Below are 21,920 nucleotides of genomic sequence, written 5' to 3'. Positions count from 1 at the left end.
AGCTACACGGCCGACAACAGCCAAAGCGCGATCCAGCAACTGGGCACCGGCCAGTCGATCAGCGACAGCTTCACCGCAGTGTCGTCCGATGGGACAGCCAGCCAGGTTGTGACGGTGACCATCACCGGAACCAACGATGTGCCAGTGATCGGCGGTGTGGCGAGCGGTGCGGTGAGCGAGGATGCCTCGACCCCGAACCTGAGCACCAGCGGTGCGCTGACGATCGCCGATGTCGACCAAGGCCAGTCAAACTTCACGCCGCAGGCGAGCACCGCCGGCAGCAACGGCTACGGCAGCTTCACGCTGGCGGCCGATGGGAACTGGAGCTACACGGCCAACAACAGCCAGGCGGCGATCCAACAGTTGGGCGCGAATCAATCGCTCAGCGACAGCTTCACTGCCGTCTCGTCCGACGGTACAGCCAGTCAGGTGGTCACCGTCACCATCGCCGGCACCAACGATGCGCCGGTCCTGAGCGCTGCCGCGACACCTGTCCTGGCTTCGGTCAACGAAGATGCCGGCGCACCGGTCGGGGCCGTCGGGACGCTCGTATCGACCCTGGTGAATTTGAACCCACCGGCCGGTGGCCTCGACAACGTGAGCGATGCGGACAACGGCGCCGTCACCGGCATCGCGTTGACGGGCGTGAATGCCGCCAACGGAAGCTGGTGGTATTCCATCAATGGCGGCGCCACGTGGGCGACGGTGGGTGCGGTGTCGGACGCGTCCGCACTGCTGTTGGCTGCGGACGCGAACACGCGGGTTTATTTCCAGGGGGATTCGAACTTCAGCGGGACGGTCAGCGACGGCATCACCTTCCGTGCCTGGGATCAGACGAGCGGCACGGCCGGCACCACGGCGAGCACCGTGACGAACGGAGGCAGTTCCGCGTTTTCGAGCACGACCGAGACTGCCAACATTACCGTGCAGGCCGTCAATGACAACCCGCTCACAGCCAGCGACGTGCTTTACGTGTCGAACAACACCGTCGTGAGGTTGCCCACCAGCGTGCTGCTGGCCAACGACACGGACATCGACGGCGCCGCGCTCAGCGTGGGTGCGATCAGCGTCATGACGGGAACGCTGGCCACCCCGGTCACCATCAACGCCGACGGAACCTTCTCGTTCACGACCGGCGCGACCGGCGGGACCGTCGCCAGCCCGACCGTCGTCACGCTGAGCTACACGCTCAGCGATGGCGCCGGTGGAACTGCGACTGGCGCCATCACGCTGAACGTGCTGGACACGACTTCGGGCGGAAACACCGTCAACCTCACGGGCGTCGCGAACTATCAAGGCTCCTACATCGACGGCAAGGCGGGTGGTGATACTTTGAGCGACGGTGCATTCCAATCGGTTCTCGTCGGCAGCAACGGCAACGATGAGCTGAACGGCAACGCGGGATCAGACCTGCTGATTGGGGGCGACAACAATGACGACCTCAACGGTGGCGCCGGGAACGACGTGCTGCGTGGTGGTGCCAGCAATGACGATATCGACGGCGGGGACGGCACGGAGGATCTCATTGACTTCTCGGATCCTACGGTCGGAACCGGCATTACCTTCACGCTGACGCAGTCCAGCAGCAACACCACCTTCAACGGACCCGGTTCGTTTGGAAATGACACCTACCGGAACATCGAGGGTGTCATCGGCACTGCCAACCCCGACACACTCACCGGCAGCGCCGCGAACGACATCATCCGCGGCGGCGCCGGCAACGACACGCTCGACGGCGCCGGTGGCAACGCAGACTTGCTCGACTTCTCGGACGGCCAGGCCGGGCTCACGTTCACGCTGACGCAAAGCAGCAGCGCGACGAACTTCAATGCCAGCGCTGCCGGGCTCGGCACCGACAGCTACAGGAACTTCGAGGGGGTGATCGGCACGGCCTTCGCCGACACGATCACCGGCTCGGCGTCCGCAGACCAGTTGCGCGGCGGCGGCGGAAACGACGTGATCAACGGCCTCGCCGGCGACGACCGCATCGTCGGCGGGACCGGCGCCGACATCCTCACCGGCGGCGCCGACAACGACACCTTCGTCTTCGACTCGGCACCGAACGCGGTGGATTCGGTCACCGACTTCAACGCCTCGGGATCGGCGGCGAGCGGCGATCTGGTCGAGCTCTCGCTCGGCACCTTCACGGCGCTCTCGACCGCAAGCGGCAGCACGCTATCGGCGAGCGAGTTCGCATCCGTAAGCGGCGGTGGTGCCGGAGACGCGGTAGGCGCGGACGTACACGTGATCTACGACAGCGCGACGGGCAGCCTCTACTACGACTCGGACGGCCTCGGCGCCGCCAACCGCACGCTGGTGGCGACGCTGACCTTGACCAATCCGGGCGACACCTTCGACAACAACGACATCAAGGTCGGCGCATGACATCCGATGTCGACCTTGATGAATGATCGGCTGGCGACATGAAGCCTCTTCTCCAGCTTCTCGAGCGACCGCTCCTGTTCGTCGCGGGCTTCTCCTTCTTCGTCAACCTGCTGCTGCTCGCCCCCGCACTCTTCATGCTGCAGGTCTTCGACCGCGTGCTGACGAGCCAAAGCCAGGAGACGCTGCTCGTGCTGCTGCTCGGCGTGGCCGTGGCTCTCGGCCTGATGGCGATGCTGGACTACCTGCGTGGCCGACTGCAGGGCGTCGCCGGCAATTTGATCGCGGAACAGCTGTCCCCGACCGTGGCCAAGCTGATGCTGGCCCACACGGCGCGCCGGGCAGAGCGCGCGCCGTCCGAAGGCTTGCGCGACGTGGCGGCGCTGCGCAACCTGTTTTCCGCGCAGGGGCTGCTGGCGCTGTTCGACATGCCTTGGGCCTTCGTCTACGTGGCCGTCATCTGGCTGGCGCATCCGCTGCTGGGCATGGCGGCCGCCGCCGCATCCGTGCTGATGCTCGCTCTTGCGGTGGTGAACGACCGTGTCACGCGCCGCGAGATCGAAGCCTTGCAGAAGGAGGCCGCCAGGGCCACGCGCTACCTCGAAGTCTCGATGCAGAACGCAGAGCTCGCGCAGTCGCTGGGGATGGGTGACGCGCTGATCGCGCGCTGGCGGCAACTCAACGCTGGCGTCACCGCGCTGCAGGGCCCGACCGCCCGCAAGTCGGTGGCAATGGCAGCACTCACGCGAACCACGCGCCAGGCGGTCCAGGTTCTGCTCCAGGCACTCGGCGCCTACCTCGTCATCACCGGCGAAGGCACGCCGGGCATCCTGGTGGCCTGCACCATCCTGCTGGGTCGGGCGCTGGCGCCGGTGGAACAGGTGGTGGGGAGCTGGCGGGTGCTGGCCGAGGGGCGGCTCGCCTTCGCGCGCCTTTCCGAGTTGCTGGGAGCCGCCGAGCGCCAGCCGGAACGCATGACGCTGCCGGCCCCGAGCGGCCGGCTCCATGCGCAGGGCCTGGTGTTCCGGCCGCCGCAGAGCGAGCGGATGATCCTGGCCGGTGTATCGCTGAGCCTGGAGCCCGGCGAGTCGCTGGCCATCACCGGCCCGAGCGGTGCCGGCAAGTCGACCCTGGTGCGCCTGCTGACCGGCTTGTGGAAGCCCAACGCCGGTACCGTGCGGCTGGACCACGTCGACCTTGCGCAGTGGCCGCGCGAAGCGCTCGGCCCCTGGCTCGGCTATGTGCCGCAGGATGTCGAGCTGTTCGCCGGCACCGTCGCCGACAACATCGCACGGCTGGGCGAAGTCGACGCGAACAAGGTCGTGCAGGCGGCTCAGCGCGCCGGCGTGCACGAGCTGATCCTGGGGCTCCCCGAGGGCTATGACACGGTGGTCGACACCCTCGGCGTAATGCTGTCGCCGGGCCAACGCCAGCGCATCGCCCTGGCACGGGCGCTCTACGGAGACCCGAAACTGCTGGTGCTGGACGAGCCCAACTCCAACCTGGACGGGGCAGGGGAACTGGCGCTGGCAGAGGCCCTGAAGGCGCTGCGCGGGCAGGTTACCGTGATCGTCGTCACGCACCGCAGCACGCTGGTGCAGCACATGGACAAGCTGCTGGTGCTGGAGGCCGGCCGCGTACAGCACTACGGACCGGTGGCCGAGGTCATGCAGTCGATCAAGCGGACCGGCCAGAACCTGGGCGGGGCGCAAGTGGTGATGATGCCCCGCCCTGTGGAGAAAGTGTCATGAACCCCACAGCCCATGCCCTTGCGGCCAATGACCCGCTGGCGCTCCATGTGCGCGAAGCGCGTCGCCTGACGCACTGGGGCGTGGCCGTGGTGGTCTGCGGACTGCTGCCGGCCGCTGCGTGGCTGGGCTTCGCGCCGCTGTCGTCCGCCGTGGTGGCGCAGGCGCATGTGAAGGTGGACCTGAACCGGCGCCCGGTGCAGCATGCCGAAGGCGGGATCGTGCGCGAGGTGCTGGTGCGTGACGGCCAGCATGTGCGGCAGGGGGAGCCCTTGCTGGTGCTGGGCGACGTCTCGGTCGATGCCGACCGGAACCGGCTGGACCACCGCGTCAAGACCGAGCGGGCCAGCCTCGCGCGGCTGGACGCGGAGCAGACCATGGCGCGCGCGATCGCCTTCCCGTCCGATGTGGTCGAGACCGCGGCAGCCGACCCGCGTCTGGCCGCGCAGCTGGACAAGGAGCGCGCGCTGTTCGAGGCGCGGCGCGATGCGCTGGTGGGGCAGGTGCGCCTGCTGCGCTCGCAGCGCGAGAAGGTGGCCGAGGAAATCGTCGCCTTGCGCGCCCAGGTCATGCAGGCGAGCGAGTCGATGAAGTTCCAGAAGAACGACCTGGAGACCCACCGCAAGCTGCTCAAGGATGGTTTCGTCTCGGCCGCGCGCATCGCGCAGCTCGAAGGCACCGTGGCCGACTACGGCGTAAAGATCGAGGAGCGGCGCGCGGAGCTGGCGCGCGCCGAGCAGCGCACGGTCGATGCCGATCTGCGCATCCGCTCGCTGGAGAGCGACTACCGTCAGCAGGCGAGCGACCAGCTCAAGGTCACGGCGGCGCGGCTGGCCGAGATCGAGCAGGAGCGGCGCAAGTCGGCCGACGCCTCGGCGCGCCAGGTGATCACGGCGCCGGCCAGCGGCGAGATCATCGATCTGAAGTATTCGACGCCCGGCGCGGTGATCCCGCCTCGCGAGACCATCGCCGACGTCGTGCCGGACGATACCCGTCTGATGACCGATGCGCGCGTGCGTCCCGAGGACATCGGCCGGATCCACCGCGGCCAGCCGGCCGACATCCGCTTCACGGCATTCAAGTACCGCACCACGCAACTGGTGCATGGCAAGGTGGTCTATGTGTCGGGCGACCGCCTGATCGACCGTGCGACCAACGCTCCCTACTACTCGGTGCTGGTCGAGGCCGATCCGGCTTCGCTCGCGGCGGCGGGGGACCTGAAGCTGCTGGCCGGCATGCCCGCCGAGATCTACCTGCAGGGGGACGAGCGCACCGCCCTCCAGTACCTGTTGGAGCCCATCACCCAGGTGCTGCGCCGCGCCGCGCGCGAGCGTTGATTGGCCGCATGCCGCTGCGACCCGGCGCGAGTCGAGCCGGCGCAGGCAAAATACAGACACCTGCCGTGCGCGCCTCGCGCCTGAAAATGCGCCTGATCGAGGGGCATCGGTCGGCAAGTCATTGATATCGATGGACACAGAACACACCTGGGCCGGCCGCGTTTCCTGCGCGCCGATGATGGACTGGACCGACCGCCATTGCCGGTACTTCCACCGCCTGCTGACGCGCCGCGCCTTGCTCTACACCGAGATGGTGACAACGGGCGCGCTGGTGCACGGCGACGTGCCGCGGCATCTGCGCTTCAACGCCGAGGAACACCCGGTGGCATTGCAGCTCGGCGGCAGCGAGGCGGCCGAGCTCGCGCATTGCGCGAAGCTGGGCGAGGAGTGGGGCTACGACGAGATCAACCTCAACTGCGGCTGTCCCAGCGAGCGGGTGCAGCGCGGCGCCTTCGGTGCCTGCCTGATGAACGAGCCGCAGCTGGTGGCCGACTGCGTCAAGGCCATGGTGGACGTGGTCAGTGTGCCGGTCACGGTCAAGCACCGCATCGGCATCGACAAGACCGAGTCCTATGAATTCGTGCGCGACTTCGTCGGCCATGTGAGCGAAGCGGGTTGCCGCAGCTTCATCGTCCACGCGCGCAACGCCTGGCTGAAGGGCCTCTCGCCCAAGCAGAACCGCGAGATCCCGCCGCTGCGCTACGAGCTGGTGCACCGCCTCAAGCATGATTTTCCGGCGCTGCGCATCTCGATCAATGGCGGCTTCGACGACATCGCCGAGATGCAGGCGCATCTTCGGCTGCTGGACGGCGTGATGATCGGCCGCGAGGCCTATCACAACCCGTGGTCGCTGGCCGAGTGGGACGCGGCGTTCTTCCATGAGCCGCCCTCCACGCTCACGCGCGAGGACGTGGAGCTGAAGATGTGCGACTACATGGCCCGCGAGGCTGCCGAGCACGGCACGCCCTGGTCGAACATTGCGCGCCACATGCTGGGCCTGCGCAACGGCCTGGCGGGCGCGCGCCGCTGGCGCCAGGTGTGGAGCGACCACAGGCTCAAGGCGCTGCCGCCGCATGAGGTGATGGCGCGGGCGCATGATGCGATGCCGCAGTCGGGGATTGTCGGCGCATAACATCAGGACCCGCGCGCTGGAAGCACGCCGTGTTTGCGGCACCAGGCGCTGCGCGCACTGCCTGGTGCAGCGTTTCACGCCCTAGGTTCTTTGTCTATCGGCGACAACTATTCTGACGCGGTGGACTTATTAGGCGGAGGCTGCGGTTGATAGCCAGGCGGCGGCGGACCATCTCCAGATTTGTGATCGTCATCGCTCTCCTCCTCCACACCGACGCTTACCAACTCGGCGTCTACCCTTTCTTTCTTCACGTCTTTCGCTGTCAGGAAGCCCATGAAGTACTTGATCGCTTGCCAATGAGTCATATCGGCGGGCTTTGGGTTGTCAAAGCCTCGTCTGTTGCAGGCCAATATGCCGGGCAGATATACCGCAATGATGGTAGCGGCTGCAGAAACTGCCTGCGCTGCCCTGTCAAACGTGGGATCCTCAGGGTGTGCCATCGCGTCGAGGACGGTGCTTGAGAAGAAGAACGCGGTAGCCATGGCAGCGGCTCGATTCGTCGTAAGCCGCCCTTTGAACAAGAAGTCAATCAGCCTCGTGCGGTCCGTCACCTTGGCCTTCGTCTGCTCCCAGGTCGGCAACTTCATGACGAGGCCTGTGAGGTGCTCCTTCACATAGAGCCTAGCTTCCTTTTCCCAATCCTCCGCGAGTTCCTTCAGCTCTTCTTCGGCCAGCGCTTCCAGATCCTTCTGCCATCTGTCGGAATTGTCGTCGTCGTATGTCTGAACCAGCCCCTTCCTCTTTGCGAGAATCTTCGGCAGTTTCTGCTTGATGAACTCTTCTTTCCTCTCGTTGATCTTCCGGATTCCCTCCTCATTTTTTTCTATCACGTTCTTCATGAACTGTTTCTTATTTTCATTCCTCATGAAATAGGCCAAACTGATCTCATCAATGGTCTCCACAACTGAGTTCCCAAAGGACATGGACCCCAAGACGGCGGCGTCGCCGCCAGTGAGGTCGGTACCAAAGAAGGGAAGATGCAAGGAAGTATCGGTCTTGATACCCGCGAAATAGCCAAAGGCGATTCCAAGCAGGGTCTGCGTACCGAAGTAGACCATCGCATCCTGGACCACTGCCTTGACGGTGAGTGTTTCCGCGTTGGGGCGAACCTTAGGCCAGAAATAGTTGAAGCTGTCTCGGCCAACGGAATAAAGCAAGCCCTTGAGAACGTCTGCGAAGGTGGCGACGGTCCAAGCCACAGCAAGCCCTTGTCCTCCGGTCGCTGGCATCGAGAAGCCAATGCTGAGTGCAGTCACGCACAAACCAAATTGGATGATGCGCGAGACTTGGACATGGCCTTGAGCGCTCCCATCGCGACCGTCCCTAATCAATGCAACGAGATTGAACAGTTGCGGAATCATGACCATCGCGGCTGTCGCCGCGCCCCAGGCCGTGCCGCCTTGATGCTGTGGCGGTAGAGTCGAATTGCCAGGGAACGTGGAGTTCCATGCCTGCGGGCCCCGGGGTCCGTGGCATTCAAGTTCTCCGTGGCATTCATGCCCGTAGCCGCTGAAAGCCCTTCGAGACTTCTTTCAAGATCGAAGGAATGGCGGTCTCTGGTTGCGGCGGCGGCTGCCGCTCCGACGGCTGCCGACCGGGTGTGCGTACATTCGGCTCGGAAAGAGCTCTCGTTAGGAAATCGCCCATGGTTGACGTCCTCAAACCAAATTGCGAAGAGCGCCGATGCCACCAACACCTTGCGCCACAAGAATGCGCAAGATCTCGGCGAGCGATGTGGATGTGAACTGATCGAGATCGGTGAGTTGCACGGTGTAGATCGGCTGACCGCTGCCCGGGTGCATCGCGAAGACACCGTTTGTCTTCGAACCGCTGAGCATGTTCAGCGCGAGCAGTGAGCGCAAAACGTCGAGGTTCTGCGTCAGTTTTTCGGTGTCGGGCATTTGCACATGCACGCACAGGCAATCGTCATCGATCTCTTCGTCGAATTCCAATGTGACAATGGCGTCGTCCACCATCAGTGTGGCGACGGTCTCGTTGAAGGCGACGTCGCCCACGTTGAGCGCGTGGTACGCTGCCCGGCCCAGATCCTTGAAGGTTGCGGTTTGCATTGATTGATCCTGTGCGGAATGAGATTGCTTTTATTCGGCCGGCCACCGTCGACCTCGCCGAACTTTCCTGTGAGCTCATGTGCAACGATGTCGATGCATCGCAATTCAGCGCCAATGCGGCATCTGCGCCTGAGCTCTAGGGATTGGTAACGCCGAGCCGCAGATCGATCCCTGCGCGCGTCGCTCCTGCGCGAAAATCGGCAGAAGCGCGGGCATCGCCGAATTTCAGCGTCTGTTCACAATATTGGTGCGATGCCCCGCGATCGGCATCGCGAACAGCTCTCAGGCTGCGGCTTCGAGCCCGTTCCTGAAGTGATCCTGCATCCGCCTGACCGCTGAGCTCGCATCACGGCGGGCGAGCGCCTCCATGATCGCGCGGTGCTCGGTCAGCGACTCCGCGATGCGTCCTGACTTCAGCAGCGAGTTGTGGCGGTTGAGCTTCATCACCTTGCGCAGGTCGGCCACCATCTGGTCGCGCCAGCGGTTGTCGGCCATCGCCAGGATGCGCATATGGAAACGCTCGTTGATGGCGAAGAAGTGGGCACGGTCCACCTTGCCGGGTGCCGCGGCGGCCTCGAGCTCGGCATGCAGGGCTTCGAGCTCGGCCAGCTCCGCCGGGGAGGCCCGTTCGGCCACCACGCCGACCGCGTCGCTCTCGAGCAGGCTCAGCAGGTGGTAGACGTCCGCCAGGTCCTTCTCGGACACCTCGGTCACGTAGGCGCCGCGCCGCACCTTCATCGTCACCAGGCCCTCGGCCGCCAGTACCTTGAGCGCCTCGCGCAGCGGCGTGCGGCTGATCCCGTATTCCTCCGCCAGCTTGAGCTCGTCGATCCAGCTGCCGGGCTCGAGCTCGCGGTTGAAGATGCGCTGGCGCAGCAGCTCCGCCACCTCTTCGTAGAGGGCGCGCGGGGTAAGGGTGAGGGCGGACATGCCCGAAATGTACCTCAACCCAAAGTATTTGAATTAATAATTACAGATGGGTTAGACTCGCATTGAACTGTGACGCGCCTGCGCGGACACTCCCTCCACTCGCAAAAGCCGGCGCCATGAGCAGCAAACCCGAACCGACCTTCCAAACCGCGACCCTCGAAGCCTGGGCCAAGGCTGCGGCCAAGTCCGCCCCCGGCGGCGACCTGCAGGCGCTGAACTGGCTCACGCCCGACGGCATCGCGGTCAAGCCGCTCTACACCGCGGCCGATCTCAAGGGCCTGAAGTACGCCGACACGCTGCCCGGCTTCGAGCCCTACCTGCGCGGCCCGCAGGCCACGATGTACGCGGTGCGCCCCTGGACCATCCGGCAGTACGCGGGCTTCTCCACCGCCGAGGAATCGAACGCCTTCTATCGCAAGGCGCTGGCCGCCGGCGGGCAGGGCGTGAGCGTGGCCTTCGACCTGGCCACGCACCGCGGCTACGACAGCGACCATGCGCGCGTGACCGGCGACGTCGGCAAGGCCGGCGTGGCCATCGACAGTGTGGAAGACATGAAGATCCTGTTCGACCGGATCCCGCTGGACAAGGTCAGCGTCTCCATGACGATGAACGGCGCGGTGCTGCCCGTGCTGGCCGGCTACATCGTCGCGGCCGAGGAGCAGGGCGTGGCGCAGGACCAGCTCTCGGGGACCATCCAGAACGACATCCTCAAGGAGTTCATGGTCCGCAACACCTACATCTTCCCGCCCGAGCCCTCGATGCGGATCATCGGCGACATCATCGCGTACACCGCGGAGAAGATGCCGAAGTTCAACTCCATCTCCATCAGCGGCTACCACATGCAGGAAGCCGGGGCCAACCAGGCGCTCGAGCTGGCCTTCACGCTGGCGGACGGCAAGGAGTACGTGAAGACGGCGCTGGCCAAGGGGCTGGACGTCGACGGCTTCGCCGGGCGGCTGAGCTTCTTCTGGGCCATCGGCATGAACTTCTATCTCGAGGTCGCCAAGATGCGCGCGGCGCGCCTGCTGTGGTGCCGCATCATGAAGGAGTTCAACCCCAAGAACCCGAAGAGCCTGATGCTGCGCACCCACTGCCAGACCTCCGGCTGGAGCCTGACCGAGCAGGACCCCTACAACAACGTGGTGCGCACCACCATCGAGGCCATGGCCGCGGTCTTCGGCGGCACGCAGAGCCTGCACACCAACGCGCTCGACGAGGCGATCGCCCTGCCCACCGAGTTCAGCGCGCGCATCGCGCGCAACACGCAGCTCATCATCCAGGAAGAGACCCACATCACGAACGTGATCGATCCCTGGGCCGGCAGCTACATGATGGAGAAGCTCACGCAGGACATGGCGGATGCGGCCTGGACCATCATCGAGGAGGTCGAGGCCATGGGCGGCATGACCAAGGCCGTGGACAGCGGCTGGGCCAAGCTCAAGATCGAAGCGGCCGCGGCCGACAAGCAGGCGCGCATCGATTCGGGGCAGGACGTGATCGTGGGCGTCAACAAGTACAAGCTGCAGAACGAGGACACGCACGACATCCTGCAGATCGACAACGTCAAGGTGCGCGACAGCCAGATCGCGCGGCTCAAGTCGGTACGCGAGAAGCGCGACGGCGCCAAGGTGCAGGCCGCGCTCGATGCGCTGACAGCGGCCGCCGAAAGCGGCGAGGGCAACCTGCTGGCGCTGAGCGTCGAGGCGGTGCGGCTGCGCGCGACGGTGGGCGAGATCAGCGACGCGCTGGAAAAGATCTACGGCCGCCACCGCGCCGACACGCAGAAGGTGACCGGCGTCTACGCCGCCGCCTACGACTCGGCCGAGGGCTGGGAGGCGCTGCAGAACGAGATTGCCGCGTTTGCCGAAGAGCAGGGCCGCCGTCCGCGCGTGATGATTTCCAAGCTGGGGCAGGACGGCCACGATCGCGGCGCGAAAGTCGTCGCCACCGCCTTCGCCGACCTGGGCTTCGACGTCGACATGGGCCCGCTGTTCCAGACCCCCGAGGAATGCGCGCGCCAGGCGATCGAGAACGACGTGCATGCCGTCGGCGTCAGCACCCTGGCGGCAGGCCACAAGACGCTGGTGCCGGCCATCATCGAGGAGCTGAAGAAGCAGGGCGCGGACGACATCATCGTCTTCGTCGGCGGCGTGATCCCGCGGCAGGACTACGAGTTCCTCTACGAAGCCGGGGTCAAGGGCATCTATGGGCCGGGCACGCCGATTCCGGCCAGTGCGAAGGATGTGCTGGAGCAGATTCGCGCCCGGCTGACTGCGTAACGACATGAGCAACACGCCCGATATCCGCTGGCAGCAACGGCTCGACAACTACGCCCGGGCCCTCGCCCAGCTCACGAGCGCCGTGACGCTGGCTGCACAGCGACCCCTTTCGGAGCTCGAGCAGCAGGGTTTGATCCAGGCGTTCGAGTTCACGCACGAACTGGCCTGGAAGGTCATGAAGGACTATTTCGACTACCAGGGCGCCCACCAGATCACTGGTTCGCGCGATGCCACACGGCAAGCTTTCGCGGTCGGACTCGTGGACGACGGGGAGACCTGGATGGAGATGATCCAGAGCAGGAACCAGTCCTCGCACACCTACAACCGGGCCACGGCGACCGCGTTGGCACAGCGGATCACCGATCGCTACGCTGCGTTGTTCGAAGCCTTCGCGCGAAGAATGGAGGCATTGCGTGACATCTGAAAATGCAGGGCGCTTCGGGCTGCCTGCCGCGGCGCTCGGCGCGATCTGCTTCGTCCTGTCGCGATTTCCGGGTGTCGATCGGGCCGTCATCTTCGGATCGCGCGCGAAAGGCAATCATCGGCCAGGTTCGGACATCGATCTGGCCATCGAAGGAGACGACATCGGTATCCGCGATCTACTTGCCATCGAGACGGCCATCGACGATCTGATGCTTCCATACCAGATGGATCTTCTGCTGCGGGCACAGATCGAGGATGCCGCCCTGCAGGCGCACATCGAGCGCGTGGGCCAAGTCTTGTATCAGAGAAAGGCGGACGCCGTTCGCGGAGAGCGTGCGCGGCCGTGAAAAGCGCACACGTCGAACTCGGCGACATCCTGCACGGTGCGGCGCCCCTGCAGCGTCGGGCCATTGCAAAGACCATCACACTGCTCGAATCGACCCGCGACGACCATCGCGCCCGTGCCGACGCGTTGCTCACTTCGCTGCTCCCGTACACCGGGAATTCATTCCGCCTCGGGATCTCTGGCGTGCCCGGCGTCGGCAAGTCCACCTTCATCGAGACGCTGGGCCTGTACCTGATCGACCGCGGCCATCGCGTGGCGGTGCTCACCATCGATCCTTCGTCGACGGTCTCCGGCGGCTCCATCCTCGGCGACAAGACGCGCATGGAGAAGCTCTCGGTCCACGAGCGTGCCTACATCCGCCCGAGCCCCTCGAGCGGCACGCTGGGCGGCGTGGCCGAGAAGACGCGCGAGGCCATGCTGGTGTGCGAAGCCGCCGGCTACGACATCGTGATCGTGGAGACGGTGGGCGTGGGCCAGAGCGAGACCGCGGTCTCGGGCATGACCGACATGTTCGTGCTGCTGCAGCTGCCCAATGCGGGCGACGACCTGCAGGCGATCAAGAAGGGCGTGATGGAGCTGGCCGACCTGGTGGTCATCAACAAGGCCGACATCGACCCCGACGCGGCGACGCGCGCGCAGGCCCAGATCACCTCGGCGCTGCGGCTCTTTGGCCACCACGGCAATCCGGCGCATGCGCATGCGGTGCATGGTGCAGAAGCGGTGCAGCACCAATGGCAGCCCAGGGTGATGCAATCCAGCGCCCTCCAGGGCACTGGCGTCGACGCCTTCTGGGAGGCCGTGAAGCAATTCAAGACCTTGCAGACCGCGAACGGCAAGCTCGGCGCGCGCCGGGAGAAACAGGCGCTCGCGTGGATGTGGGAACGCATCGACGCGGGCCTCAAGCACGCCTTCCGCCACCATCCGAAGGTGCGCGAGCTGCTGCCGCAGGCCCTGGCCCAGGTCGCGGCCGGTACGCTGCCGGCTTCGACGGCGGCGCGCCATCTGCTCTCCGCGCAGGCCGGACAGGCCTAGCGCTCTGAAGAACACATTCACATCACTTCCGGAACAGGACCCATGAAAGAGATCCTCGAACAACTCGAAAAACGGCGCGCCCAGGCGCGGCTGGGCGGCGGCCAGAAGCGCATCGATGCGCAGCACGCCAAGGGCAAGCTGACGGCGCGCGAGCGCATCGAGCTCCTGCTCGACGACAACACCTTCGAAGAATGGGACATGTTCGTCGAGCACCGTTCCAACGACTTCGGCATGGCCGACACGAAGATCCCGGGCGACGGCGTGGTGACCGGCTACGGCATGATCAACGGCCGCCTGGTGTTCGTCTTCAGCCAGGACTTCACCGTTTTCGGCGGCGCGCTCAGCGAAGCCCATGCCGAGAAGATCTGCAAGGTGATGGACCAGGCGATGAAGGTGGGGGCGCCCGTCATCGGCCTCAATGATTCGGGCGGCGCGCGCATTCAGGAAGGCGTGGCCTCGCTCGGCGGCTATGCCGAGGTGTTCCAGCGCAACGTGATGGCCTCCGGCGTGGTGCCGCAGATCAGCATGATCATGGGGCCCTGCGCCGGCGGCGCCGTCTACTCGCCTGCCATGACCGACTTCATCTTCATGGTGCGCGACAGCTCCTACATGTTCGTCACCGGCCCCGAGGTGGTGAAGACGGTGACGCACGAGGACGTGACGGCCGAGGAACTGGGCGGCGCCACCACGCACACGACCAAGAGCGGCGTGGCCGACATGTCTTTCGAGAACGACGTGGAGGCGCTGATGATGCTGCGCCGCCTCTACAACTACCTGCCGCTCAACAACCGCGAGAAGGCGCCCGTGCGGCCCAGCGGCGACCCGGCCGACCGCGCCGACCCCTCGCTCGACACGCTGGTCCCCGACAACCCGAACAAGCCTTATGACATCAAGGAGGCCATCGTAAAGGTGGTCGACGACGGCGAGTTCTTCGAGCTGCAGCCGGACTATGCGAAGAACATCGTGATCGGCTTCGCCCGCTTCGATGGGCAGAGCGTGGGCATCGTCGCCAACCAGCCGCTGGTGCTGGCGGGCTGCCTCGACATCAAGTCCTCGATCAAGGCGGCGCGCTTCGTGCGCTTCTGCGACGCCTTCAACATCCCGGTCGTCACCTTCGTCGACGTGCCCGGCTTCATGCCCGGCACCAGCCAGGAGTACGGCGGCATCATCAAGCACGGCGCCAAGCTGCTTTACGCCTATGCCGAGTGCACGGTGCCGAAGATCACGGTGATCACGCGCAAGGCCTATGGCGGCGCCTACGACGTGATGGCCTCCAAGCACCTGCGCGGCGACGTCAACCTGGCGTGGCCGCGGGCCGAGATCGCGGTGATGGGCGCCAAGGGCGCGGTGGAGATCATCTTCCGCGAGGACAAGAACGACCCCGGGAAGCTGGCTGCGCGCGAGGCCGAGTACAAGGCCCGCTTCGCCAATCCCTATGTGGCCGGCACGCGCGGCTACATCGACGACGTGATCCTGCCCAGCGAGACGCGCAAGCGAATCTGCCGCAGCCTGGTGATGCTGAGCGGGAAGAAACTGGACAACCCGTGGCGCAAGCACGGGAACATTCCGCTTTGAGAACGGGAGTCGACCATGTTTAAGAAGATCCTGATCGCCAACCGCGGAGAAATCGCCTGCCGCGTCATCAAGACCGCGAAAAAGATGGGCATCAAGACGGTCGCCGTGTACTCCGACGCCGACAAGGACGCCCGCCACGTCGAGCTGGCCGATGAGGCCGTCCACATCGGCGCTTCGCCCAGCCGCGAGAGCTATCTGCAGGCCGATCGCATCATCGCGGCCTGCAAGAAGACCGGCGCCGAGGCGGTTCACCCGGGTTACGGCTTCCTGTCCGAGAACGAGGGCTTCGCGAAGAAGGTCGAGGAGGAGGGCATCGTCTTCATCGGCCCCAAGCACTATTCGATCGCGGCCATGGGCGACAAGATCGCCTCGAAGAAGCTGGCCAACGAGGCCAAGGTCAACACCATTCCGGGCTGGAACGATGCCATCGAGACGGCCGAGCGGGCGGTCGATATCGCGCGCGAGGTGGGCTACCCCGTGATGATCAAGGCCTCGGCCGGCGGCGGCGGCAAGGGCCTGCGGGTGGCGTACAACGACAAGGATGCCTTCGACGGCTTCACCTCCTGCCGCAACGAGGCTCGCAACAGCTTCGGTGACGACCGCGTGTTCATCGAGAAGTTCGTCGAGGAGCCGCGCCACATCGAGATCCAGGTGCTGGGCGACGCACACGGCAACGTGATCTACCTCAACGAGCGCGAATGCTCGATCCAGCGCCGCCATCAGAAGGTGATCGAGGAGGCGCCCTCGCCCTTCATCAGCGAGGCCACGCGCAAGGCCATGGGCGAGCAGGCGGTGGCGCTTGCCAAGGCGGTCAACTACCAGAGCGCGGGCACGGTGGAGTTCGTGGTCGGCAAGGACCAGAGCTTCTATTTCCTGGAGATGAACACCCGCTTGCAGGTGGAGCACCCGGTGACGGAGGCGATCACGGGGCTGGACCTGGTCGAGCTCATGATCCGCGTCGCCGCCGGCGAGAAGCTGCCGCTCGGGCAGGATGATGTGAAGCGCGATGGCTGGGCCATCGAGTGCCGTATCAACGCGGAAGATCCGTTCCGGAACTTCCTGCCCTCGACGGGGCGGCTGGTCCGCTTTCAGCCGCCCAAGGAGACGATGTTCTCCGCCGATACGGAGCATCTCTTCGGCGTGCGGGTGGACACCGGCGTCTACGACGGCGGCGAGATCCCCATGTTCTACGACTCGATGATCGCCAAGCTGGTCGTGCATGGGCGGGACCGCGCGCATGCGATCGCCATGATGCGAGAGGCGCTCAACGGCTTCGTGATCCGCGGCATCAGCAGCAACATCCCTTTCCAGGCCGCGCTGCTGGCGCATCCCAGCTTCGTGAGCGGGGCCTTCAACACCGGCTTCATTGCCGAGCACTACGGCAAGGGCTTCCATGCGGAGGATGTGCCGCACGATGACCCTGACTTCCTGGTCGCGCTGGCGGCCTGCATGCATCGGCGCTACCGCGCGCGCGCCTCGGGCATCAGCGGGCAGCTGGAAGGGCATGGCGTGAAGGTGGGCGAGCAGTTCGTGGTGGTCGTGCTCGCCGCGAACGGGCAGCACGTGCATCAGCCGGTGACGGTCACCGACTACCAGGGCCCCACGGGTTCGAGCGCCGTGACGGTGGGCGCCAACACCTACAAGATCGAGAGCCAGGCGCCGCTGGGCAGCGCGCGGGTCGAGGGCCGCGTCAACGGCCGCGGCTTCATTGCGCAGGTCGAGCGCGGCGTCGGCAAGAACCCCCTGGCGCTGCGCATCGCGCACGACGGCAAGCAGATCGAGGCGATGGTGCTGTCGCCGCGGGGCTCGCGGCTGCTCAAGCTCATGCCGTACAAGGCGCCGCCGGATCTCAGCAAGTACCTGATGTCGCCGATGCCGGGGCTGCTGGTCGAGATCTCGGTGCAGCCTGGCCAGCAGGTGCAGGCCGGCGAGAAGCTCGCGGTGATCGAGGCGATGAAGATGGAGAACGTGCTCTTCGCCACGCAGGACGGCGTGGTGGGCAACATCTCGGCTGCCAAGGGCGAGTCGCTCGCCGTGGACCAGGTCATCATGGAATTTGCCTGAAGGAGACCGCCGCATGAACACGCCGCAACAACGTCCCTTCAAGGTGCTCGGCATCCAGCAGGTCGCGATCGGCGGGCCGGACAAGTCCCGGCTACGCAAGCTGTGGGTCGACATGCTGGGCCTCGAGGTGACCGGCACCTTCAGCAGCGAACGCGAGAACGTCGACGAGGACATCTGCGCGATCGGCAGCGGCCCTTTCAAGGTCGAGGTCGACCTGATGCAGCCCCTGGACCCGGACAAGAAGCCGGCCGTGCATGCCACGCCGCTCAATCACGTGGGGCTGTGGATCGACGACCTGCCCGCCGCAGTCGGCTGGCTCACGGCGCAGGGGGTGCGTTTCGCGCCGGGCGGCATCCGCAAGGGCGCGGCCGGCTTCGACATCTGCTTCCTGCATCCCAAGGGCAACGAGGAGTTCCCGATTGCCGGCGAAGGAGTGCTGGTCGAGCTGGTGCAGGCGCCGCCGGAAGTGGTGAAGGCCTTCGCGGCGCTGGCGGCCGGCTGAGTGTTTTCAGGCGCCGGGGCGGCGCCAGACGGCCAGGGTGGCAGCCAGCAGCCACATGCCTGCAGCGCAGCCGCGGTTGACCATGCGCAGGCTGCGCCGCGAGAGCCAGCGCACGGCCTGCGTACCGGCGGCGGCGTAGCCCAGCATGACGCAGGTGTCGATGCCGATGAAGATGGTGCCCAGCACCACGTACTGTTGAATCTGCGGGCTCGTGGTGGTGATGAACTGCGGCAGGAAGGCCGCGAAGAAGAGCAGGGTCTTCGGGTTGGACAGTGCCACCGTCAGGCTGCGCAGGAAAGCGGTGCGGCCGCGGAGGACGTCGGCCGGCGATGCGGCAAGCGCTGCGTGGATGTCGATCGGCTGGCTGCGCCACATCTTGACCCCGAGCCAGACCAGGTAGGCGACGCCCGCCACGCGGATGGCGTTGAAGAGCCCTTCCGAGGCCGCGAGCAGGGAGCCCAGCCCCAGCGCCACCACGGCGATCAGGATGGCGGCCCCCAGTGAAGCGCCCGCGATGCCCCAGACCGCGGCGCGCATGCCGCCGGCGATGCCGTTGGACATGGCCAGCAGCATGGTGGGGCCGGGCGTGATCGCCAGGGCGACGGAGGCGATCATGAAGAGCAGCAGGGTGTCGAGGGTCATGGGCGTGCCTTGGGATCGTTACGCGACGCGGCAGCGGCAGCACGCGCGCGCGCCAGCGCCGCTTCGACGATAGCGCGTTTGCGGTCGGGCGTGGCGGCCTCGGGCGGCTCGGCCGCGGCCGGCTCGTCCTTGTCGTGGCGGCGGCGATGTGCCTCATAGCGGCTGCGCGCCGCGTCGGCCTGCGCCTGTGACCAGGCCTGCCAGCCGCTCTTTCCCGGCGTGGCCACTTCGAGCGAGATGCAGTCCACCGGGCAGACCGGGATGCAGAGCTCGCAGCCGGTGCAGTGGGCCTCGATCACGGTGTGCATGCGCTTGTGGATGCCCAGGATCGCGTCGGTCGGGCAGGCATCGAGGCACAGCGTGCAACCGATGCACCAGGCCTCGTCGATCACCGCCATCGCACGCGGGCCCTCGGTGCCGAACTGCGGGTCGAGCGCCCGCGCCGGTCGACCGGTGAGTTGCGATAGCCGCGCCACCCCTTCGGTGCCGCCCGGCGGGCATTGGTGGATGCCGGCCTCACCGGCGGCGATGGCCTGCGCGTAGCCCGCGCAATCGGGATAGCCGCAGCGCGTGCACTGCGTTTGCGGCAGTGCATCGAGGATGCGCCCGGCCAGCGCGTTCACGGGGAAAACCCTCGCTCTAGCGCGAGGCGCCGCGCTTGCGGCGCGCCGGCGCGGATTTGCGCGCGACGGCGGTCGTCTTGGTGGCGGCGGCGGCCTTGATCGTGTCCTCCGCCGACACGGTGGGCCGGCCGGCGCGCTTCTGCGGCGTGTCGTGCGCGGCGATGAATGCCTTCACCTCGGGGTACACCTTGTCGCGCCAGCGGCGGCCGCTGAAGATGCCGTAGTGGCCGGCACCCTTGACCTCGTAGTGCCGCTGGTGGGTCGACGGGACGCCCGTACACAGCTCGTGGGCGGCACGCGTCTGGCCGGCGCCGGAGATGTCGTCCAGCTCGCCCTCGACGGTGAGCACGGCGGTCGAATGGATGTCCTGCGGGCGTACGAGCTCCAGCTTGCCGTCGGGGCTCTTGACTTCCCAGGTGCCGTTGACGAGATTGAAGTCCTGGAACACGGTGCGGATGGTGTCCAGATAGTAGTCCGCATCCATGTCGAGGACGGCGTTGTACTCGTCGTAGAACTTGCGGTGCGCCTCGGCGCTGGCGTCGTCGCCCTTGATCAGGTCCTTGAAATAGTCGTAGTGGCTGCTCGCATGGCGGTCCGGGTTCATCGCGACGAAACCGGTGTGCTGCAGGAAGCCCGGATAGACGCGCCGGCCAACCCCGGGGAAGCCCTGCGGAACGCGGTAGATCACGTTGTTCTCGAACCACTCGTAGCTCTTGTTCATCGCCAGGTTGTTGACCGCGGTAGGCGATCTGCGGGCGTCGATGGGGCCGCCCATCATGGTCAGCGACAGCGGCACCTTCTCGCCGCGGCTGGCCATCAGCGACACGGCCGCCAGCACCGGCACGGTGGGCTGGCAGACGCTGATCACATGGCAGTTGCCGTACTCGGCCTGCAGGTGGCGGATGAATTCCTGGATGTAATTGGCGTAGTCGTCGAGCCGGAACTCGCCCTCGGACAGCGGCACGAGGCGGGCGTTGACCCAGTCGGTGATGTAGACCTTGTGGTCCTGCAGCATCGTGCGCACCGTGTCGCGCAGCAGCGTCGCGTAGTGGCCGGACAGGGGCGCCACGATCAACACCACGGGCTGAGCCTTGAGCGTCTGCAGGGTGTGTGGATCGTCGGTGAAGCGCTTGAAGCGGCGCAGGTGGCAGAAGGGCTTGTCGATCTCAACGACTTCCTGGATGACCACGTCGTCGTTGTCGACGCTCACCGTCTTGATGTCGAACTCGGGTTTCTCGTAGTCCTTGCCGAGCCGATAGAGCAGGTCATAGCCGGCCGCCATGCGCTGCGCCAACGGGGCTCGGCCGAAGACGCCGCCTTGGCCATAGAGCTTGGAAGCAGCTTGCGCGAAATCGGCAAAGGGCTCCATGAGGGAGCGCTGTGCTTCGTAGAGTTGATAAAGCATCGAGTTCCGCGGGTGGTGTTGTTGCGATGCAATATATCAGCAGCGTCGGTCCGAATGTAGGCGAAACGCTCAAATTGAATGAACGCTGCCGCCTGCCAGTCGGCTGTCAGAGCACCTTCGCGATGCTCTGGCAGACGTAGTCGATGTTCTTGCTGTTGAGGGCGGCCACGCACATGCGGCCGGTGTCGGTGCCGTAAACGCCGAACTCCTGGCGCAGGCGCACCATCTGGTCCTTGTTCAGGCCGGAATAGCTGAACATGCCGATCTGGTCGGTGATGAAGTGCATGTCCTGCTTCACGCCGGCGGCTAACAGGCCGTCGACCAGCTTGTGGCGCATCAGCTTGATGCGGTCGCGCATCTCGCCGAGTTCCTTTTCCCACAGCGTGCGCAGCTCGGGCGTGCCCAGAACGGTCGCGACCACGGCGCCGCCGTGCGTGGGCGGGTTGCTGTAGTTGGTGCGGATCGCGATCTTGAGCTGGCTCAGCACGCGGCCGGCCTCCTCCTTGTCCTCGCACAGCACCGACAGGGCGCCGACGCGTTCGCCATACAGGCTGAAGCTCTTGGAAAAGGAGGTCGAGACGAAAAAGCTCAGGCCGGCGGCGACGAACTTGCCGATGGCGGCGCCGTCTTCCTGGATGCCGTAGCCGAAGCCCTGGTAGGCCATGTCGAGGAAGGCGACCAGCTTCTTCTCCTTGACGGCGGCGATCACCTGGTCCCACTGGTCGGCGCGGATGTCGTAGCCGGTGGGGTTGTGGCAGCAGGCGTGCAGCACAACGACGGTGCCGGCGGGGGCGGCGTTCAGCGCGCTCAGCATGCCGTCGAAGTCGATGCCGCGCTTGGCGGCGTCGTAGTAGGGGTACTCCTCGACGACGAAGCCGGCGTTGGTGAACAGGGCGCGGTGGTTTTCCCAGCTCGGGTTGCTGATCAGCACCTTGGCCTTTGGGTTGAGCTTCTTGAGGAAGTCTGCGCCGACCTTGAGGCCGCCGGTGCCGCCGATGCCCTGGATGGTGGCGACGCGGCCGGACTTCACGGGCTCGCTGTCGGTGCCGAAGACCAAGCCCTTCACCGCTTCGTCGTAGGCGGCGATGCCGTCGATGGGGAGGTAGCCGCGCGCCTTGGGCGCCTTGATCATGTCCTCTTCGACCGCCTGCACGCAGCGCAGCAGGGGGAGCTTGCCGTTGTCGTCGTAGTAGACGCCGACGCCGAGGTTGACCTTGTTGGGATTGCTGTCGGCGGCGAATTGCTCGTTGAGGCCCAGGATCGGGTCTCGCGGCGCCATCTCGACGGCGGTGAACATTGACATGGAGAAAAGTCCTTTGGGTGATGCGTTTCGCCCCCGGCTGCATCCGGGTTTGCGCCATGACTCGCGGGTCGGTTAGCCTCACGAGTTCGCTTGAATTTTACCGGCCGAGCCGCACCTGCCCTGGACGC

Annotated in this window: 18 protein-coding genes; 11 read left to right on the top strand and 7 right to left on the bottom strand. The window is 65.8% G+C overall.

Features of this window, described 5'->3' with window-relative positions; translation table 11 throughout:
- The 4 genes from AC3A6X_RS09720 to dusA all read left to right on the top strand — a co-directional run.
- Window positions 1-2,385 (top strand): VCBS domain-containing protein (locus AC3A6X_RS09720; protein ID WP_487842000.1); only part of this gene is annotated, 2,385 nt, incomplete at its 5' end.
- A gap of 38 nt (window positions 2,386-2,423) precedes the next feature.
- A complete protein-coding gene (locus AC3A6X_RS09715; RefSeq protein ID WP_487841999.1) occupies window positions 2,424-4,133 on the top strand; it encodes a type I secretion system permease/ATPase in 1,710 nt (569 codons plus the stop codon).
- Complete coding sequence (locus AC3A6X_RS09710; protein ID WP_487841998.1) at window positions 4,130-5,467, top strand: HlyD family type I secretion periplasmic adaptor subunit; 1,338 nt, start codon at window positions 4,130-4,132, stop codon at window positions 5,465-5,467. The genes AC3A6X_RS09715 and AC3A6X_RS09710 overlap by 4 nt, the downstream gene beginning before the upstream one ends.
- Before the next feature lie 130 nt (window positions 5,468-5,597).
- Window positions 5,598-6,599 carry a tRNA dihydrouridine(20/20a) synthase DusA gene (gene dusA, locus AC3A6X_RS09705; protein WP_487841997.1) on the top strand — a complete coding sequence of 334 codons (1,002 nt, stop codon included), beginning with the start codon at window positions 5,598-5,600 and terminating at the stop codon, window positions 6,597-6,599.
- 107 nt (window positions 6,600-6,706) lie between these two features.
- Here the strand turns inward: dusA and AC3A6X_RS09700 are convergent, their stop codons facing one another.
- The 3 genes from AC3A6X_RS09700 to AC3A6X_RS09690 all read right to left on the bottom strand — a co-directional run bounded on the left by AC3A6X_RS09700 (window position 6,707) and on the right by AC3A6X_RS09690 (window position 9,598).
- Window positions 6,707-7,960: a hypothetical protein gene (locus tag AC3A6X_RS09700; protein ID WP_487841996.1), complete on the bottom strand. Its 1,254-nt coding sequence runs from the start codon at window positions 7,958-7,960 to the stop codon at window positions 6,707-6,709.
- A gap of 297 nt (window positions 7,961-8,257) precedes the next feature.
- A complete protein-coding gene (locus AC3A6X_RS09695) occupies window positions 8,258-8,668 on the bottom strand; it encodes a CesT family type III secretion system chaperone (protein ID WP_487841995.1) in 411 nt (136 codons plus the stop codon).
- A 282-nt stretch (window positions 8,669-8,950) separates the two neighbouring features.
- Window positions 8,951-9,598 (bottom strand): GntR family transcriptional regulator, encoded by a 648-nt coding sequence (locus AC3A6X_RS09690; protein WP_487841994.1) that lies wholly within the window; start codon window positions 9,596-9,598, stop codon window positions 8,951-8,953.
- A 116-nt stretch (window positions 9,599-9,714) separates the two neighbouring features.
- On the opposite strand from AC3A6X_RS09690, the gene scpA reads away from it, so the two are divergent.
- From scpA to AC3A6X_RS09655, 7 genes are read left to right on the top strand one after another with little or no spacing between them, the layout of a single operon-like run.
- Window positions 9,715-11,877, top strand: a complete 2,163-nt coding sequence (gene scpA / locus AC3A6X_RS09685) for a methylmalonyl-CoA mutase (RefSeq protein WP_487841993.1) — start codon at window positions 9,715-9,717, stop codon at window positions 11,875-11,877.
- Between the two features lie 4 nt (window positions 11,878-11,881).
- Window positions 11,882-12,301 carry a nucleotidyltransferase substrate binding protein gene (locus AC3A6X_RS09680; RefSeq protein WP_309973105.1) on the top strand — a complete coding sequence of 140 codons (420 nt, stop codon included), beginning with the start codon at window positions 11,882-11,884 and terminating at the stop codon, window positions 12,299-12,301.
- The gene (locus tag AC3A6X_RS09675; RefSeq protein ID WP_487841992.1) at window positions 12,291-12,647 is read left to right on the top strand and encodes a nucleotidyltransferase domain-containing protein; all 357 of its coding nucleotides are present in this window, start codon (window positions 12,291-12,293) and stop codon (window positions 12,645-12,647) included. Before AC3A6X_RS09680 ends, AC3A6X_RS09675 begins: the two co-directional genes overlap by 11 nt.
- Window positions 12,644-13,678 (top strand): methylmalonyl Co-A mutase-associated GTPase MeaB, encoded by a 1,035-nt coding sequence (gene meaB, locus AC3A6X_RS09670; protein WP_487841991.1) that lies wholly within the window; start codon window positions 12,644-12,646, stop codon window positions 13,676-13,678. The genes AC3A6X_RS09675 and meaB overlap by 4 nt, the downstream gene beginning before the upstream one ends.
- A gap of 42 nt (window positions 13,679-13,720) precedes the next feature.
- Entirely contained in the window at window positions 13,721-15,253 is a 1,533-nt protein-coding gene (locus AC3A6X_RS09665) for an acyl-CoA carboxylase subunit beta (protein ID WP_487841990.1), read from the top strand.
- Window positions 15,254-15,268: 15 nt separating this feature from the next.
- Entirely contained in the window at window positions 15,269-17,317 is a 2,049-nt protein-coding gene (locus tag AC3A6X_RS09660) for an acetyl-CoA carboxylase biotin carboxylase subunit (protein ID WP_487841989.1), read from the top strand.
- A 13-nt stretch (window positions 17,318-17,330) separates the two neighbouring features.
- Window positions 17,331-17,819 (top strand): VOC family protein, encoded by a 489-nt coding sequence (locus AC3A6X_RS09655; RefSeq protein ID WP_487841988.1) that lies wholly within the window; start codon window positions 17,331-17,333, stop codon window positions 17,817-17,819.
- A gap of 6 nt (window positions 17,820-17,825) precedes the next feature.
- Here the strand turns inward: AC3A6X_RS09655 and AC3A6X_RS09650 are convergent, their stop codons facing one another.
- From AC3A6X_RS09650 to AC3A6X_RS09635, 4 genes are all read right to left on the bottom strand, one after another.
- The gene (locus tag AC3A6X_RS09650) at window positions 17,826-18,461 is read right to left on the bottom strand and encodes a LysE family translocator (protein ID WP_487841987.1); all 636 of its coding nucleotides are present in this window, start codon (window positions 18,459-18,461) and stop codon (window positions 17,826-17,828) included.
- Complete coding sequence (locus AC3A6X_RS09645; RefSeq protein ID WP_487841986.1) at window positions 18,458-19,084, bottom strand: RnfABCDGE type electron transport complex subunit B; 627 nt, start codon at window positions 19,082-19,084, stop codon at window positions 18,458-18,460. Before AC3A6X_RS09645 ends, AC3A6X_RS09650 begins: the two co-directional genes overlap by 4 nt.
- Window positions 19,085-19,100: 16 nt before the next feature.
- A complete protein-coding gene (locus AC3A6X_RS09640) occupies window positions 19,101-20,489 on the bottom strand; it encodes a polyhydroxyalkanoate depolymerase (RefSeq protein ID WP_487841985.1) in 1,389 nt (462 codons plus the stop codon).
- A gap of 106 nt (window positions 20,490-20,595) precedes the next feature.
- Window positions 20,596-21,792, bottom strand: coding sequence for an amino acid aminotransferase (locus AC3A6X_RS09635; protein ID WP_487841984.1), 1,197 nt, complete (start codon window positions 21,790-21,792; stop codon window positions 20,596-20,598).
- Window positions 21,793-21,920: the final 128 nt, after the last annotated feature.

This window comes from Variovorax sp. Soil_C_12 (assembly GCF_057657375.1).
Note: the sequence above shows the minus strand (reverse complement) of the source record. Positions and strands in the feature narration are given on the sequence as shown.

Bases quoted from the DNA above. Each gene is read 5' to 3' on its own strand.
- AC3A6X_RS09715 (WP_487841999.1), top strand. From the start codon at position 2,424: ATGAAGCCTCTTCTCCAGCTTCTCGAGCGACCGCTCCTGTTCGTCGCG.
- AC3A6X_RS09710 (WP_487841998.1), top strand. From the start codon at position 4,130: ATGAACCCCACAGCCCATGCCCTTGCGGCCAATGACCCGCTGGCGCTC.
- dusA (WP_487841997.1), top strand. From the start codon at position 5,598: ATGGACACAGAACACACCTGGGCCGGCCGCGTTTCCTGCGCGCCGATG.
- AC3A6X_RS09700 (WP_487841996.1), bottom strand. From the start codon at position 7,960: ATGATTCCGCAACTGTTCAATCTCGTTGCATTGATTAGGGACGGTCGC.
- AC3A6X_RS09695 (WP_487841995.1), bottom strand. From the start codon at position 8,668: ATGCAAACCGCAACCTTCAAGGATCTGGGCCGGGCAGCGTACCACGCG.
- AC3A6X_RS09690 (WP_487841994.1), bottom strand. From the start codon at position 9,598: ATGTCCGCCCTCACCCTTACCCCGCGCGCCCTCTACGAAGAGGTGGCG.
- scpA (WP_487841993.1), top strand. From the start codon at position 9,715: ATGAGCAGCAAACCCGAACCGACCTTCCAAACCGCGACCCTCGAAGCC.
- AC3A6X_RS09680 (WP_309973105.1), top strand. From the start codon at position 11,882: ATGAGCAACACGCCCGATATCCGCTGGCAGCAACGGCTCGACAACTAC.
- AC3A6X_RS09665 (WP_487841990.1), top strand. From the start codon at position 13,721: ATGAAAGAGATCCTCGAACAACTCGAAAAACGGCGCGCCCAGGCGCGG.
- AC3A6X_RS09660 (WP_487841989.1), top strand. From the start codon at position 15,269: ATGTTTAAGAAGATCCTGATCGCCAACCGCGGAGAAATCGCCTGCCGC.
- AC3A6X_RS09655 (WP_487841988.1), top strand. From the start codon at position 17,331: ATGAACACGCCGCAACAACGTCCCTTCAAGGTGCTCGGCATCCAGCAG.
- AC3A6X_RS09650 (WP_487841987.1), bottom strand. From the start codon at position 18,461: ATGACCCTCGACACCCTGCTGCTCTTCATGATCGCCTCCGTCGCCCTG.
- AC3A6X_RS09640 (WP_487841985.1), bottom strand. From the start codon at position 20,489: ATGCTTTATCAACTCTACGAAGCACAGCGCTCCCTCATGGAGCCCTTT.
- AC3A6X_RS09635 (WP_487841984.1), bottom strand. From the start codon at position 21,792: ATGTCAATGTTCACCGCCGTCGAGATGGCGCCGCGAGACCCGATCCTG.